Source organism: Streptomyces flavalbus (assembly GCF_042674625.1).
GTDB classification, from domain to species: Bacteria; Actinomycetota; Actinomycetes; order Streptomycetales; family Streptomycetaceae; genus Streptomyces; species Streptomyces flavalbus.
Genome location: NZ_JBHTEB010000001.1, coordinates 5,988,939 through 6,003,256, shown reverse-complemented (window position 1 = coordinate 6,003,256; position 14,318 = coordinate 5,988,939). Strand labels below are relative to the sequence as shown.

Sequence of the window (14,318 nt, the reverse complement as noted above, 5' to 3'; positions counted from 1 at the left end):
TTGCGCGTACTGCTGACCGGCCACCAGGGCTACCTGGGCACCGTGATGGCCCCGGTCCTCACCGCCGCCGGACACGAGGTCGTCGGCCTCGACTCCGGCCTGTTCGCCGACTGCGTCCTCGGCCCCATGCCCGCCGACCCGCCCGGCCACCGCGTCGACCTGCGCGACGTCACCACCGAGCACCTCGCCGGGGTGGACGCCGTGATCCACCTGGCGGCGCTGTCCAACGACCCGCTGGGCGCGCTGGCGCCCGACCTCACCTACGACATCAACCACCACGCGTCCGTGCGGCTCGCCCGGCTGGCCCGGGACGCCGGGGTGGAGCGGTTCCTGTACGCGTCGACGTGCTCGGTGTACGGCGCCGCGGGCGGTGACGAGCTGGTCGGCGAGGACGCCCCGCTGCGCCCGGTGACGCCGTACGCGGAGTCGAAGGTGCGGGTGGAGGACGACCTGCACCAGCTCGCGGACGGCGACTTCAGCCCCGTCTACCTGCGCAACGCCACCGCGTTCGGCTACTCGCCGCGGCTGCGCGCCGACATCGTGCTGAACAACCTCGTCGGGCACGCGCTGCTCTCCGGTGAGGTGCTGGTGCTCTCCGACGGCACGCCGTGGCGTCCGCTGGTGCACGCCGCGGACATCGCCCGCGCGTTCGCCGCCGCGCTGGTGGCGCCCCGGCGTGACGTGCACGACCGGGCGTTCAACATCGGCAGCGAGGCCAACAACGTCACCGTCGCGGAGATCGCCGAGCAGGTCGCGGAGGCGGTGTCCGGGTCCAAGGTGCGGATCACCGGGGAGAACGGCGCCGACCCGCGGTCGTACCGGGTGGACTTCTCCCGGTTCCGCGAGGCGGTTCCCGGCTACGACTGCGAGTGGACGGTGCGGCGGGGCGCCCTCGAACTCGCGGACGCCTACCGCGCGCACGGGCTCACCCAGGAGGACTTCGACCGGCGCTTCACCCGGCTCGCCGTGCTGCGCGCCGCCTCCGACGCCGGGACCGTCGACGACACCCTGCGGTGGCGCCGGTGACCGCGCCGGGCGAGGCCATGTACGCGCTGGTGGAGCGGCTGTACCCGCTGTGCCGCAGCATCACGGGCGACGGGGTGCGGGCCACCCTCGGCATCGTCGGCGAGTACCTCCCGCTGGACGTGCACGAGGTGCCGACCGGCACCCAGGTGCTGGACTGGACGGTGCCGCAGGAGTGGAACATCCGGGACGCGTACGTCGCGGACGCCGACGGCAACCGCGTCGTCGACTTCCGGGCGTCCAGCCTGCACGTCCTCGGCTACAGCGTGCCGGTGGACCGGACCATGCCCCTGGCCGAGCTGCGTCCGCACCTGCACACCCTGCCGGAGCACCCGTCGTGGGTGCCGTACCGCACCAGCTACTACCAGCCGGAGTGGGGGTTCTGCCTGGCGCAGGAGACCCTGGACGCGCTGCCGGACGGCGACTACGCGGTCCGCGTCGACTCCACGCTCGCCGACGGCCACCTCACCTACGCCGAGCACGTGGTCCCCGGGCAGGTCCCGGACGAGGTGATCGTCTCCTGCCACGTCTGCCACCCGTCGCTGGCCAACGACAACCTCGCCGGGATCGCGGTGGCGACGCACCTGGCGCGCTGGCTGGCGGACCAACGGCCCTACTACACCTACCGGTTCCTGTTCGCGCCCGGCACCATCGGGGCGATCACCTGGCTGGCCCGCAACGCGGAGCGGATCGACCGGGTCAGGCACGGCCTGGTGCTGGCCTGCGCCGGGGACCCGGGCCAGCTCACGTACAAGAAGAGCAGGCGCGGCGACGCGGAGATCGACCGGGTGCTGGCGCACGTCCTGGCCGCCTCCGAACGCCCGCACGAAATTCGGGAGTTCACGCCGTACGGCTACGACGAGCGGCAGTTCTGTTCCCCCGGGTTCGACCTCGGCGTGGGCTCGCTCAGCCGGACCCCGTACGCGGGCTACCCCGAGTACCACACCTCGGCGGACGACCTCGGCTTCGTCACCCCGGCGGCGCTGGCCGACACGCTCGCCGTCTGCCGGGAGGCGTTCGGCGTCCTGGACCGCAACCGGCGCTACGTCAACCTCAGCCCGTACGGGGAGCCGCAGTTGGGCCGCCGGGGACTGTACGACTCGCTCGGCGGGCGCAGCGACGCCAAGGAGGCCCAGATGGCGATGTTGTGGGTGCTCAGCCTCTCCGACGGCGAGCACACGCTGCTGGACGTGGCCGAGCGGGCCGGGCTGCCGTTCGACACCGTCGCCGCCGCGGCCGACGCCCTGCACGACGCCGGGCTGATCAAGGCATGACGCCGGTGACCGCCGAAGGGGGGAAGGCGACGCGTCCGGCCGGGTCCGCCCGGCGGGCCGTCGTCGGCCGCCTGTCCTGGGGACTGGCCGACCAGGCGGCGTCCAGCCTGACCAACTTCGCCGTGGGCATCTACGTGGCCCGCTCGCTGGGGCTGACCGCGTTCGGCGCGTTCAGCCTGGCCTGGGTGACGTACGGCGTGGTGCTCAGCGTCTCCCGGGGGCTCGCCACCGACCCGCTCGTGGTGCGCTTCAGCGGGGTGCCGGAGGGCTCCTGGCGTCCGGCGGTGGCCCGTTCCTCGGGCACCGCGCTCGGCGTCGGCGGCGCCGTCGGCGCGGGCTGCCTCGTCGCCGGGCTCGCGGTCGGCGGCCCGGTGGGCGACGCGTTCGCCTGCCTCGGCGTGGTGCTGCCGGGGCTGATGCTCCAGGACGCCTGGCGGTACGCGTTCTTCGCCGCCGGAGCCGGGCGCAAGGCGTTCGTCAACGACGTGGTGTGGGGCGTCGGACTGGTCCCGGCCATGGTGGTGGCGGACCGGGTCGGCACCGTCGCCGCGTTCGTGCTGGCCTGGGGCGCCTCCGCCGCGGTCGCCGCGCTGTACGGCGGCGTCCAGTCCGGGATCAGGCCCCGGCTGACCGGCGCGCGCGCCTGGGTCCGCGACCACCGCGACCTCGGCTACCGCTACCTCGTCGAGAACACCTGCGTCAGCGGCGCGAGCCAGCTGCGCGCCTACGGGCTCGGCGTGATCGTCGGGGTCGGCGCGGTGGGCGCGGTGCGCGGCGCCGAACTGCTGCTCGGCCCATTCCTGGCCATACTGATGGGGCTCTCGCTGGTCACCGTCGCGGAGGCGGCGCGGGTGCTGCGCCGGTCCCCGCACCGCCTGGGCGCGTTCTGCCTCCTGCTCGGCGGCGGGCAGGCCGTCGCCGCGCTGCTGTGGGGCGCGGCGCTGCTGCTGATGCCGGACCGGCTCGGTGAGCTGGTGCTCGGCGGCGACGTCTGGCCGTCCGCCGCCGACCTGATCCTCCCGGCCACCCTCGGGGTCGCGGGCGCCGGGCTCGGCACCGGCGCGGCGGCCGGACTGCGCGCGCTCGGCGCGGCCCGGCGCAGCCTGCGCGCCCAGTTGTTCAACTCCGCCTGCTACGTCGGCGGCGGCCTCGGCGGGGCGGCCGTGGGCGGCGTGGTCGGCTCGGCGTGGGGCGTCGCCGCCGCCACCGTCGGCGGCTCGGCCGTGTGGTGGCTGCACCTGCGGTCCGGCCTGCGCGAGCACCACCCCAACCCTTCCGAAGTGAGGACGTCATGACCGCCCACCCCAGGCTGAGCATCGGCCTGCCCGTCTACAACGGCGAGGAGTACCTCGCCGAGTCCCTCGACGCGCTGCTCGGGCAGACCTACGAGGACTTCGAGCTGGTCATCTCCGACAACGCCTCGACCGACGGGACCGAGGACATCTGCCGCCGGTACGCCGCGAAGGACTCCCGTATCCGGTACCTCAGGCTGCCGAAGAACATCGGCGCCGCCCCCAACCACAACTACGTCTTCACCGAGTGCCGTGGCGAGCTGTTCAAGTGGGCCTCGCACGACGACCTGTACGCCCGCGACCTGCTGCGCCGCTGCGTGGAGGCGCTCGACGAGCGTCCCGAGGTGATCCTCGCCCACGCCGAGCAGGCGGTCATCGACGGCGACGGACGGGTGAAGGTGCCGTACGCGTACACGCTCGCCACCGACTCCCCGCACGCGCCGGAGCGGTTCCGCAGCCTGCTGTTCGAGCCCGGCGGCGACGACTTCTACGGCGTGATGCGCGCGGACATGCTGCGCAGGGTGCGCCCGCACGACAGCTTCCACCACGCCGACCGCGTCTTCGTCGCGGAGATCACCCTGCACGGGCCGTTCCACCAGGTGCCGGAGCTGCTGTACTTCCGCCGCGACCACCCCACCCGCGCCGAGCGGGCCAACCCCTCCAAGCGCTCCCGGTGCGTCAACCTGGACCCGCGCCGCGCGGGCCCGCTGCACCCGACGCCGCGGCTGCTCGCCGAGTACGTGTGGGGGTTCGTGTCGGCGGTCCGGCGGGCGCCGCTGTCCCCGGCCGACCGGCGCGCCTGCTACCGCCACCTGGCGGCGTGGGCGACGAGCCGGGTCCGGCCGGGCGCGGGCGAGCGGGTCGAGGACCGCGCCCCGGTCGACCCGGCCAGGTTCGACGTCTCCGTCGACGCCCTGGTGGCGGGCCGCGAGGGGAGGCACGCGTGAGTTCGCCCGTGCGCGTCGGGGTGTTCGGGCTGCTCGGCTCCGGCAACCTCGGCAACGACGGGTCGCTGGAGGCCGTCCTCGGCTACCTGCGGGACGCGCACCCGGACGCGGTGGTGGACGCGCTGTGCGGCGGACCCGAGGCGGTCACCGCGCGGTACGGCATCCCCGCGACGCGGCTGCACTGGTACCGCGGGGAGTACCGCACGGCGTCCCGCGCGGGCGCGATCGTGGGCAAGGGCCTCGGCAAGCTCGTCGACGTCTTCCGCACCGCGGCCTGGGTGCGGAGGCACGACGTGGTGATCGTGCCGGGCATGGGCGTCCTGGAGGCCACGCTGCCGCTGCGGCCCTGGGGGTTCCCGTACGCGCTGTTCCTGCTCTGCGCGAGCGGGCGGCTGCTCGGCACCCGGGTGGCGCTGGTCAGCGTCGGCGCCGCCCGGATCGGCAACCGGTCGACGCGGGCCCTGGTGCGCTGGTCGGCGCGGCTGGCCGCGTACCGGTCCTACCGCGACGAGCTGTCCCGGGACGCGATGCGGGCGATGGGCGTCGACACCGCCCGCGACGAGGTCTACCCGGACCTGGCGTTCGCGCTGCCCACGCCGGACGCGCCCGAGCCCCGCCCCGGCGCTGTCTGCCTGGGTGTCATGGACTTCCACGGCGGCGACGACGACCGCGCCCGCGCCGCCGAGATCCACCGCCGCTACCTCGACGGCACGACCGCGTTCGTGCGCGCGCTGGTCGCGGAGGGCAGGCCGGTACGGCTGCTCACCGGGGACGGCTGCGACGCCCCGGTGGTCGCCGCGATCCGCGCCGCGGTGGACTCGCCGCTGGTCACCGCCGCCGAGGCGGGCTCGCTCGCCGACCTGATGCGGGAGACGGCGGCGGCCGACACCGTCGTCGCCACCCGGTACCACAACCTGGTCTGCGCGCTGAAGACCGGCACCCCCACGCTCGCCCTCAGCTACGCCGCGAAGAGCGACGCGCTCATGGCGCGGATGGGCCTGGCCGAGTTCCGCCACCCGGCCCGCGAGGTCGACGCCGACCGGCTCCTGGAGCGGTTCCGGGAGCTGGAGAAGCGGGCACCGGAGCTGCGCCGGACCCTCGCCGAGCGGAACGCGGCCACCACCCGGCACCTGGAGCGGCAGTTCGCCGCGCTCACGGCGGCGCTGTTCCCGGCGCCCGACACCACCCCGCGGGAGACGTCATGAAGGCCACCGAAGTCCCGGCGATCGACGGGGCCTACCTGTTCGAGCCGACGCCGTACGCCGACGAACGCGGCTTCTTCTCCCGCACCTTCGACGCCGAGGTGGTCCGCTCGGTGGGCCTCGACCCGGACGCCTTCGTGCAGGACAGCGTCTCCCGGTCGGCGCGCGGCGTGCTGCGCGGGCTGCACCTGCGGTCCGGCGCGGGCGAGGCCAAGCTGGTGCGGTGCTCGTACGGGCGGATCTTCGACGTCGTGGTGGACCTGCGGCCCGACTCCCCGACGTACCTGGGCCGGGCGTTCTTCGAGCTGTCCGACGCGACCCAGCGCAGCGTCTACATCCCGGCCGGGTGCGCGCACGGCTTCCAGGCGCTGACCGAGCCCGCCGACACCTCGTACCGGATCGACCGCCCGCACGACCCGGCCGAGGACGTGACCATCGCCTACGACGACCCGGACCTCGCCATCCCCTGGCCGCTGCCGGTGACGTCGGCGTCCCAGCGGGACCGGGAGGCGCCGAGCCTCGCCGCCGTCCTGAAGCGGCTGGACCTGGAACAGACGGAAAGGTAAGTCGGCATGGACACCGAAGAGTTCTCGCTCCCCCGGTCGCGGGCGGCGAACGAGCGGCTGCACGCCCTGGTCCCCGGCGGCGCGCACACCTACGCCAAGGGCGACGACCAGTACCCCGAGGGCCTGGCCCCGGTCATCAGCCACGGCCGGGGCGCCCACGTGTGGGACGTCGACGGCAACCGGTACGTCGAGTACGGCTCCGGGCTGCGGTCGGTCAGCCTCGGCCACGCCCACCCGCGGGTGAGCGAGGCGGTGCGGCGCGAACTCGACCGCGGCGGCAACTTCGTCCGGCCGTCCCTGCTGGAGGTCGAGGCCGCGGAACGCTTCCTGGCGACGGTGCCGACCGCGGAGATGGTGAAGTTCGCGAAGAACGGCTCCGACGCGACGACCGCGGCGGTGCGGCTGGCCCGCGCCGTAACCGGACGCGCCAAGGTGGCCCTCTGCGCCGACCACCCGTTCTTCTCGACCGACGACTGGTTCATCGGGACGACGCCGATGGACGCCGGTATCCCGGACACCGGCCTCACGGTGACGTTCCCGTACGGCGACCTGGCCGCCACGGAGGAGCTGCTCACCCGGCACGAGGGTGAGATCGCCTGCCTGATCCTGGAGGCCGCCACCCACACCGAGCCGCCGCCCGGCTATCTGGCGGGGCTGCGGGCGCTGGCCGACCGGCACGGCTGCGTCCTGGTCTTCGACGAGATGATCACCGGTTTCCGCTGGTCGGAGGCGGGCGCGCAGGGGCTGTACGGCGTCACGCCCGACCTGTCGACGTTCGGGAAGGCGCTGGGCAACGGGTTCGCGGTCTCCGCGCTGGCCGGGCGCCGGGAGCTGATGGAGCGGGGCGGGCTGCGGCACTCCGGCGACCGGGTGTTCCTGCTGTCGACGACGCACGGCGCGGAGACGCACGCGCTGGCCGCCGCGATGGCCGTGCAGGCCACCTACGTCGAGGAGGGCGTCACGGCGCGGCTGCACGCCCTCGGGGAGCGGCTGGCGGCCGGGGTGCGGGACGCGGCGGCCAGCATGGGCGTCGATGAGCACGTCGTCGTCCGGGACCGGGCCAGCAACCTGGTCTTCGCCACCCTCGACGAGCGGGGGCGGCCGTCGCAGGAGTACCGCACCCTGTTCCTGCGCCGCCTGTTGACCGGCGGGGTGCTGGCGCCGTCGTTCGTGGTGAGCGCCGCGCTCACCGAGGCCGACATCGACCACACCGTGGACGTGGTGGCCCAGGCGTGCGCGGTGTACCGCAAGGCCCTGGACGCGGCGGACCCGACGCCGTGGCTGGGCGGACGCCCGGTGAAGCCGGTGTTCCGGCGCCGGGCCTGACGTACCGTCAGCCGCGCTGGCGCCGACCGGTGTCCGCGAGCCGGTCGACGCACCACGCCGACGCCGGTACCAGCGCGAGCGCGGTGCACCAGCCGCCGAGGACGTCGGTCGGGTAGTGCGCGCCGAGGACGACCTGCGCCCAGCCCATGGCGGCCCCGGCGGCCACTCCCGCGCCGAGCACGAGCGCCGCCCCCGCGGCCCCGCCGAGGCCGAGCCGCCCGGCCGCGAGCAGCGCCAGCGTGAGGGCGACGGCGGTGAGGAAGGCGGTGTGCCCGCTCGGGTACGACAGGTTGTCGGCGCCGTGGATGGTGCGCCCCACCAGGTGCTTCAGCCCCGTCGCCGCGCCCACCGCCAGGGTGACGGCGACGACGAGGAGCACCGCGGCGCGCGGACGCCGCAGCAGCAGGCAACCGGCCCCGGCGACGGCGACCAGCGCCGCCGCGCCCACGGGCTCCCCGAGGAAGTCGACGGCGCGCGCGACGTCCCGCCACGGCGACGGCACCCCCTCAAGCGCCGACCAGACCCGCTCGTCCACCCTGCCCGCCTCGCCGTCGCCCGCGTACCGCCCCCCGAGCAGGGCGACCACCAGCGCGGCGAGGACCGCGACCGGCCCCAGCCACGCCCGCAACGCCGGGGACAGCACCGCGGGCCGCACGGCACCCGCCCGTAAGTCGCTGACCATGCGGCCACCCTAACGTCGGTCAGCGCGGCCCGGCCGCCCACGCTCACCCCTCGGACGGCACCCCGACCATCCGCCCACCCACCCGCGCGGCCGCCTCACCGCGGGGCGGCGCCGAGCCGTCGGAGAGCGGGGGCGGTCGAGCGGCATGTGACCGGCGTCTTCATGAAGCTGGGGCTCAGTCAGACGGCGACCGGGCGGCACCGGCGGGTCCTGGCGGTGCTGCGGTACCTCGGGCAGTAGGCGCGGCCCGTCTCAGGAACCGGCGGCGGGCGCGAACAGGCCCCGCAGGTCGGCGTCGAAGAGCCTGTCCTTGGCGACGAAGGACCTGATCCCGGCCCTCTCCAGCTCCTCCGGCGACCAGAACGACTTGTCGGTGGAGGTCAGTACGATCCGTGGCGGGTCGTCCTCCTCGGCCAGTCGGCGCGCCACGGTCAGTCCGTCCTGGTCGGGCAGGTGCAGGTCGAGCAGCAGCCCGTCGGGACGGTGGGTCCGCACCGCGGCCAGGGCCGAGGCGCCGTCCTCGGACTCCGCCACGACACGCAGGCCCCGCGCCGCCAGCAGCATCGCGGCGACGCGGCGGAACCCGGGGTCGTCGTCGACGACGACGATGTTGATGCACATGCCCCCAGGATGCCGAACCCTTTCGCGGCCGGACCATAGGGGGAGCCCTACGGTTTGCCGTAGCGCGTGCCGTAGGCGCCCCCACCGGGTCACTTGCCGAGGTGGGCGGTGAAGTGGTCGGCGAGTTTGTCGACGGCCTGGTCGACGTACTCGCGCTTGTCGTAGAGGTCGACGTGGCTGGCGCCGGGGATCCGGTACAGCTCCGCGGGGCCGGTGGCCGCCCGGTGCGCCTCGACCGCCATCCAGGCGGTCACCGCGCGCTCGCCGATGATCTGGAGGACGGGGCGCGGGCCGATCAGGGGGACGGCGCGGAAGACGTCGCTGGCGGCCATCTTGTCGACGCTGTCCCAGGTCAGGAACTTCGCGGAGCGCTCGTGGTAGCCGCGGGCACCGCAGTAGTACTCCCAGCCCTCGACGCCGTGCTCGCCGCCCAGGGCGCCCGCCTCCTCGGCGGTCTCGGGGAACATCGTCAGCACCCCGGGGTCCTCGCCGCGCGCGGCGCGGGTGCGGGCCTGGGCGGCGGCGTCCAGGAGGGCCTGGAAGACGGCCGGGTCCTGGGAGCCGTCGGCGCCGAAGCGGAACTGGCGGGCGGGCTCGGCGGTGGAGACGGTCGCGACGGCCCGGACGCGGTGGTCGCCGCCGGTCGCCGCCAGCGAGTAGCCACCGGAGGCGCAGACGCCGAGCAGGCCAATGCGGTCGGGGTCGACCTCCGCGCGGGTGGTGAGGTAGGAGACGGCGGCCTTGAAGTCCTCGACGCGCTGGGCGGGGTCCTCGAGCCCACGGAGGTCTGCTCCTTCACCCCGGTGCCGGGGTGTCCCACCACCAGCGCCGGACGGGGGCCGACGGCCGGGCCGTCGGGGACGTAGAGGTGGGCGGCGATCTCGATACCGGCGCTGTCGAAGCCGACGCGGGTCCTGGCCATGGGAAACACTCCTCAGGAAAGGTGACGTACGGGGTGTGGAGCGCCCGGTCTCCGCCGGGCACACCTCCACCATCCGGTGTCCGTCCCGTCCGCGGGAGAGACAGGTTTCTGCCTGGGAAAGAACCTTCCCCCTCACACCTGTGCGGAGGTCCGCCGATGACTTAGGTCAACCGGTGACGGCACCCGACCGTCAACTGACCGATGTGCGGGTGCCGTTCGCAAGGCGCGTTCCGCGCCCGAGTCCGTGCCCCCGCTGTCCCTGGACGTCGATCAGTTGCTCGACGAGTTCACGCCGCTGCCGATCCGCGCGGAGTTCCGCTTCGACCCGGCCACTCCCGCGGTGATCACCGTCGAGTTCCTGGCGGAGCGCGGGCCGGGCGTCAGCTGGCGCATCGGCCGGGAACTCCTGCACGGCGGCCTGACGGCGATGAGCGGCTGCGGCGACGTAAGGATGTGGCCCGCGCTGCCCAACCCTCGCAGTAGGCCGGGACGCCGGAGACCGAGCCGCCCAGGACGCCGGTGCCGGTGAGGGTGCCGCCTTCCTGGCTGGCCGCGGTCACCGACTCGACCCTGGTCCCGGTCGGCGCCTCCACCGACGGCGCCGAGCAGGAGGGCGGGGTGGTGGCGGAGGCGCCCTGCGTCTGCGCCGAGGCGGTCGGCAGACACACGGCGGCGGCGAGCGGCACACCCGCGGCGAGGACAGTCAGCAGTCGTCTCATGATTTCCCATCCAGAGGAGAAGTAGGTGTGCGGCAGACACATGGCGGCACACGTGTGCGGCGCTCGCGCCGTCACCGGTTTGACTGGTGACGATCCTTGCATGGGGCCATGGGGCTGTTCAACGACGCCTGAGAGCGGTCAACCGCCGTCAGTCGAGGCGGGTGTTAGCCTGGGGAAGACGTTGACCGTCGATCGAGGAGTCACAGACGTGGTGGGTGAAGACGACATCTCCGGATGAGATCCGGAGCTGACGGCCACCGGCGCGCACAGAGGCGCTGCCGAGGTGGTCGGGCTCGTCGTACCCGCTTCCCCCACGTCTGCCCAGGGCAGAGGTCCAAGCTCTGCCCTCGTCATCTCCGAGGTCACCTCACATGTCCCACGCCGCGATCGTCTGCTCCCACCTCACCTTCGCCTGGCCCGACGACACCCCGGTCTTCCACGACCTGTCCTTCACCGTGCCCACCGGCCGCACCGGCCTGGTCGCGCCCAACGGCTCCGGCAAGTCCACCCTGCTCAGGCTGATCGCCGGTGAACTGCGGCCCACCACCGGCTCGGTCTCCGTCACCGGCACCCTCGGCTACCTGCCGCAGAGCCTCCCCCTGACCGGCGACCTCACCGTCGCCGAGGTGCTCGGGGTCGCCGAGGTGATCCGCGCGCTGGACGCCGTGGAGTCCGGCGACGTCGACGAGAAGCACTTCGCCACCATCGGCGACGACTGGGACATCGAGGAGCGCACCCGCGCCCAGCTCGACCGCCTCGGCCTGACCGACCTCACCCTGGACCGCCGCCTGGGCACCCTCAGCGGCGGCCAGGTCGTCTCCCTCGGCCTCGCCGCCCAACTGCTCAGGCGCCCCGACGTCCTGCTGCTCGACGAGCCCACCAACAACCTCGACGCCGACGCCCGGCACCAGCTCTACGACGTGCTCACCGACTTCACCGGCTGTCTGCTGCTGGTCAGCCACGACCGCGCGCTGCTCGACCGCATGGAACGCGTCGCGGAACTCGGCAGCGACGAACTCCGCCTCTACGGCGGCGACTTCACCGCCTACGAGGAGGCCGTGCGCGCCGAGCGGGAGGTCGCGGAGAAGAACGTCCGCAACGCCGAGCAGGAGCTGAAGCGGGAGAAGCGGGAGGCGCAGCAGGCCCGCGAACGCGCCGAGCGCCGGATGAGCAACGCCTCCAGGAACCTCAAGAACGCCGGACTGCCCAAGATCTTCGCGGGCACCATGAAGCGCGGCGCGCAGGAGGCCGCGGGCAGGTCCGGCACCCTGCACGGCGCCCGCGTCAGCGAGGCCAGGGCCCGCCTGGACGAGGCCGGGCGCGCCCTGCGCGACGAGCAGCGCCTCACCCTGGAACTGCCCGACACCCAGGTGCCCGCCGGACGCAACCTGTTCCTCGGCACGGGGATGCGGGTCCGGCTCGGGGACCGGGACGTCTTCGCCCCGGCCGGGATCGACCTGACCGTCCGCGGCCCCGAACGCATCGCGCTGACCGGGCCCAACGGCGCGGGCAAGACCACCCTGATGCGGCTGGTCACCGGCGACCTCACCCCGTACGCCGGGGAGGTCAGGCGCAACGACGGGCGGATCGCCTACCTCTCGCAGCGCCTGGACCTGCTGGACCTGGACCGCAGCGTCGCGGAGAACTTCGCCGCGTACGCCCCCGAGCGGCCCGAGGCGGAGCGCATGAACCTGCTCGCCCGCTTCCTCTTCCGGGGCGCCCGCGCCCACCTGCCGGTCGGGGTGCTCTCCGGCGGCGAACGGCTGCGCGCCACCCTGGCCTGCGTGCTGTGCGCCGAACCGGCCCCGCACCTGCTGCTGCTCGACGAGCCGACCAACAACCTCGACCTGGTCAGCGCGGGCCAACTGGAGAGCGCGCTCAACTCCTACCGGGGCGCCTTCATGGTGGTCAGCCACGACGAGCGGTTCCTCGCCGAGATCGGGGTGAACCGCTGGCTGCGCCTGGCGGACGGCACACTCCAGGAGACGGGGGCGCCCGAGGTGTGAGCCGGTGACGTGTGCCCTGGCCCGCGTCCGAGGCGCCCGGCGCCCGGCGGGCCGTCCACCGCTCACCTCCTGGGGAACACCCGTGTCCGCACTGATCGCTCACGACGTCGTCCGCGCCCCGGGCGGCCGTCGCGTCCTCGACGGCGTCTCCCTGACCGCCGCCCCCGGCCACCGCATCGGCCTGATCGGGGAGAACGGCGTCGGCAAGTCCACCCTGCTGCGCGTCCTCGCGGGCGTCGACCAGCCCGACGCGGGCACCGTCACCCGCCCCGCCGACCTGGGCTTCCTCCACCAGGAGCTGCCGTACGACGCCCAGGCCACCCTCGCGGCGGTGCTGGACGAGGCGCTGCGCGAGGCCCGCGAGGACCTCGCCGAACTGGACCGGCTCGGCGCTGAGCTGGCCCGCGCCCCGGAGGACCCCGGCCTCCTCGACGCCTACGGCAGGCGCCTGGAGCTGGCCCAGCACCGCGAGTCCTGGGACGCCGACCGCCGCGCCGCCCTCGTCCTGGAGGGCCTCGGCCTCGGCGCCCTCGGGCCCGGACGCACCCTCGGTTCGCTCTCCGGCGGCCAGTGCGGCCGTCTCGCCCTGGCCGCCCTGCTCGTACGCCGTCCCGCGGCGCTGCTGCTGGACGAGCCGACCAACCACCTCGACGACGGCGCCGCCGCCTTCCTGGAGGAACAGCTCCGCGCCCTGCCCGGCACGGTGGTCGTCGCCAGCCATGACCGGGCGTTCCTCGACGCCGTCTGCACCGACCTGATCGACCTCGACCCGGCCGCCGACGGGCCGGTCCGGTACGGCGGCGGCTACAGCGCGTACCTGGCGGAGCAGGCCGCCGAGCGGGAGCGCTGGGAGCGGCGGTACGCCGAGGAGCAGCGGGAGCTGGCCGAGCTGCGGCAGGCGGCGGGGGTGACGGCGCACCGGGTCGCGCCGGACCGGGGCCGTACCGACAACGAGAAGATGGGCTACGGCCACCGGGCCGGGCGGGTGCAGCGGCAGGTCTCCCGCCGGGTCCGCGACGCCACCCGCAGGCTCACGGAACTGGAGCGCGTCCAGGTCGCCGAGCCGCCGCGCCCGCTGCGGTTCGCGGCCGGTGACCTGGCCGCGCCCGGCGAGGACGACCAGCGGCCCCTGGTCTTACTGGCCGACGTGCGGGTGCCGGGGCGGCTGGCGCTGGACGGCCTGGAGATCCCGTCGGCCGACCGGCTGCTGGTCACGGGCGGCAACGGCGCGGGCAAGTCGACGCTGCTCGCCGTGCTCGCCGGGCGGCTCCCGGCCGAGGGCGTGGTGCGTCGGCGGCGTCGGCTGACGGTGGGGCTGCTCACCCAGGACACCGTGTTCGCCCGCCCCGACCGCACGGTCCGCGACACCTACGAGCGGTCGCTCGGCGCCGAGCGCGCGGAGAAGGTGCCGCTGGCCTCGCTCGGCCTGCTGCCCGGGGCGGACCTGGACAGACCGGTCGGCCACCTGTCGGTTGGGCAGCGGCGCCGACTGGCGCTGGCCCTCCTGGTCGCCCGTCCGCCCCAGCTCCTGCTGCTCGACGAGCCCACGAACCACCTCTCGCCGCGCCTGTGCGACGAACTGGAGGCGGCCCTCGGACCGGGCGGCCCCGGCGCGATCGTCGTCGCCAGCCACGACCGCTGGCTGCGCCGCCGCTGGCAGGGGCGTGAGGTCCGGCTGGGGCTCTGACATCGGGTGAGGCCGGTGACCGTCCTTGCGCCCGCCACGAGTCACCTGTCA

At 74.5% G+C, this 14,318-nt stretch carries 13 protein-coding genes and 2 pseudogenes; 12 read left to right on the top strand and 3 right to left on the bottom strand.

All coding sequences use genetic code 11. From position 1 onward, the window contains the following. From ACFQZ6_RS26960 to ACFQZ6_RS26930, 7 genes are read left to right on the top strand one after another with little or no spacing between them, the layout of a single operon-like run. On the top strand, positions 1–1,026 hold the full coding sequence (locus ACFQZ6_RS26960) for an NAD-dependent epimerase/dehydratase family protein (protein WP_381613682.1): 1,026 nt from the start codon (positions 1–3) through the stop codon (positions 1,024–1,026). After that, the gene (locus ACFQZ6_RS26955; protein ID WP_381613679.1) at positions 1,014–2,297 is read left to right on the top strand and encodes a DUF4910 domain-containing protein; all 1,284 of its coding nucleotides are present in this window, start codon (positions 1,014–1,016) and stop codon (positions 2,295–2,297) included. The genes ACFQZ6_RS26960 and ACFQZ6_RS26955 overlap by 13 nt, the downstream gene beginning before the upstream one ends. Next, positions 2,294–3,592, top strand: coding sequence for a hypothetical protein (locus ACFQZ6_RS26950; RefSeq protein WP_381613676.1), 1,299 nt, complete (start codon positions 2,294–2,296; stop codon positions 3,590–3,592). Before ACFQZ6_RS26955 ends, ACFQZ6_RS26950 begins: the two co-directional genes overlap by 4 nt. Next, positions 3,589–4,536, top strand: coding sequence for a glycosyltransferase family 2 protein (locus ACFQZ6_RS26945; protein WP_381613673.1), 948 nt, complete (start codon positions 3,589–3,591; stop codon positions 4,534–4,536). The genes ACFQZ6_RS26950 and ACFQZ6_RS26945 overlap by 4 nt, the downstream gene beginning before the upstream one ends. Beyond that, complete coding sequence (locus ACFQZ6_RS26940; protein ID WP_381613670.1) at positions 4,533–5,741, top strand: polysaccharide pyruvyl transferase family protein; 1,209 nt, start codon at positions 4,533–4,535, stop codon at positions 5,739–5,741. The genes ACFQZ6_RS26945 and ACFQZ6_RS26940 overlap by 4 nt, the downstream gene beginning before the upstream one ends. Continuing rightward, on the top strand, positions 5,738–6,304 hold the full coding sequence (locus ACFQZ6_RS26935; protein WP_381613667.1) for a dTDP-4-dehydrorhamnose 3,5-epimerase family protein: 567 nt from the start codon (positions 5,738–5,740) through the stop codon (positions 6,302–6,304). The genes ACFQZ6_RS26940 and ACFQZ6_RS26935 overlap by 4 nt, the downstream gene beginning before the upstream one ends. A 6-nt stretch (positions 6,305–6,310) precedes the next feature. After that, positions 6,311–7,630 carry a glutamate-1-semialdehyde 2,1-aminomutase gene (locus tag ACFQZ6_RS26930; RefSeq protein ID WP_381613664.1) on the top strand — a complete coding sequence of 440 codons (1,320 nt, stop codon included), beginning with the start codon at positions 6,311–6,313 and terminating at the stop codon, positions 7,628–7,630. A 7-nt stretch (positions 7,631–7,637) separates the two neighbouring features. On the opposite strand, the gene ACFQZ6_RS26925 is transcribed toward ACFQZ6_RS26930, so the two are convergent. Continuing rightward, positions 7,638–8,312: a phosphatase PAP2 family protein gene (locus tag ACFQZ6_RS26925; protein WP_381613661.1), complete on the bottom strand. Its 675-nt coding sequence runs from the start codon at positions 8,310–8,312 to the stop codon at positions 7,638–7,640. A 129-nt stretch (positions 8,313–8,441) separates the two neighbouring features. On the opposite strand from ACFQZ6_RS26925, the pseudogene ACFQZ6_RS26920 reads away from it, so the two are divergent. Continuing rightward, a pseudogene (locus ACFQZ6_RS26920) lies at positions 8,442–8,552 on the top strand (DNA-binding response regulator); the annotation flags it as partial. 12 nt (positions 8,553–8,564) lie between these two features. Here the strand turns inward: ACFQZ6_RS26920 and ACFQZ6_RS26915 are convergent. Beyond that, on the bottom strand, positions 8,565–8,933 hold the full coding sequence (locus tag ACFQZ6_RS26915) for a LytR/AlgR family response regulator transcription factor (protein WP_381613658.1): 369 nt from the start codon (positions 8,931–8,933) through the stop codon (positions 8,565–8,567). 89 nt (positions 8,934–9,022) lie between these two features. Beyond that, positions 9,023–9,855 (bottom strand): annotated as a pseudogene (locus ACFQZ6_RS26910) (alpha/beta hydrolase). 244 nt (positions 9,856–10,099) lie between these two features. Between ACFQZ6_RS26910 and ACFQZ6_RS26905 the strand changes: the two are divergent. From ACFQZ6_RS26905 to ACFQZ6_RS26890, 4 genes are all read left to right on the top strand, one after another. Beyond that, complete coding sequence (locus tag ACFQZ6_RS26905) at positions 10,100–10,384, top strand: SsgA family sporulation/cell division regulator (protein ID WP_381613655.1); 285 nt, start codon at positions 10,100–10,102, stop codon at positions 10,382–10,384. Next, on the top strand, positions 10,381–10,599 hold the full coding sequence (locus ACFQZ6_RS26900; RefSeq protein WP_381613652.1) for a hypothetical protein: 219 nt from the start codon (positions 10,381–10,383) through the stop codon (positions 10,597–10,599). The genes ACFQZ6_RS26905 and ACFQZ6_RS26900 overlap by 4 nt, the downstream gene beginning before the upstream one ends. 346 nt (positions 10,600–10,945) lie before the next feature. Then, positions 10,946–12,580, top strand: coding sequence for an ABC-F family ATP-binding cassette domain-containing protein (locus tag ACFQZ6_RS26895; RefSeq protein WP_381613649.1), 1,635 nt, complete (start codon positions 10,946–10,948; stop codon positions 12,578–12,580). Between the two features lie 82 nt (positions 12,581–12,662). Continuing rightward, entirely contained in the window at positions 12,663–14,267 is a 1,605-nt protein-coding gene (locus ACFQZ6_RS26890) for an ABC-F family ATP-binding cassette domain-containing protein (RefSeq protein ID WP_381613646.1), read from the top strand. The last annotated feature ends 51 nt before the right edge of the window (positions 14,268–14,318 follow it).

Bases quoted from the DNA above. Each gene is read 5' to 3' on its own strand.
- ACFQZ6_RS26950 (WP_381613676.1), top strand. From the start codon at position 2,294: ATGACGCCGGTGACCGCCGAAGGGGGGAAGGCGACGCGTCCGGCCGGG.
- ACFQZ6_RS26945 (WP_381613673.1), top strand. From the start codon at position 3,589: ATGACCGCCCACCCCAGGCTGAGCATCGGCCTGCCCGTCTACAACGGC.
- ACFQZ6_RS26935 (WP_381613667.1), top strand. From the start codon at position 5,738: ATGAAGGCCACCGAAGTCCCGGCGATCGACGGGGCCTACCTGTTCGAG.
- ACFQZ6_RS26930 (WP_381613664.1), top strand. From the start codon at position 6,311: ATGGACACCGAAGAGTTCTCGCTCCCCCGGTCGCGGGCGGCGAACGAG.
- ACFQZ6_RS26925 (WP_381613661.1), bottom strand. From the start codon at position 8,312: ATGGTCAGCGACTTACGGGCGGGTGCCGTGCGGCCCGCGGTGCTGTCC.
- ACFQZ6_RS26915 (WP_381613658.1), bottom strand. From the start codon at position 8,933: ATGTGCATCAACATCGTCGTCGTCGACGACGACCCCGGGTTCCGCCGC.
- ACFQZ6_RS26895 (WP_381613649.1), top strand. From the start codon at position 10,946: ATGTCCCACGCCGCGATCGTCTGCTCCCACCTCACCTTCGCCTGGCCC.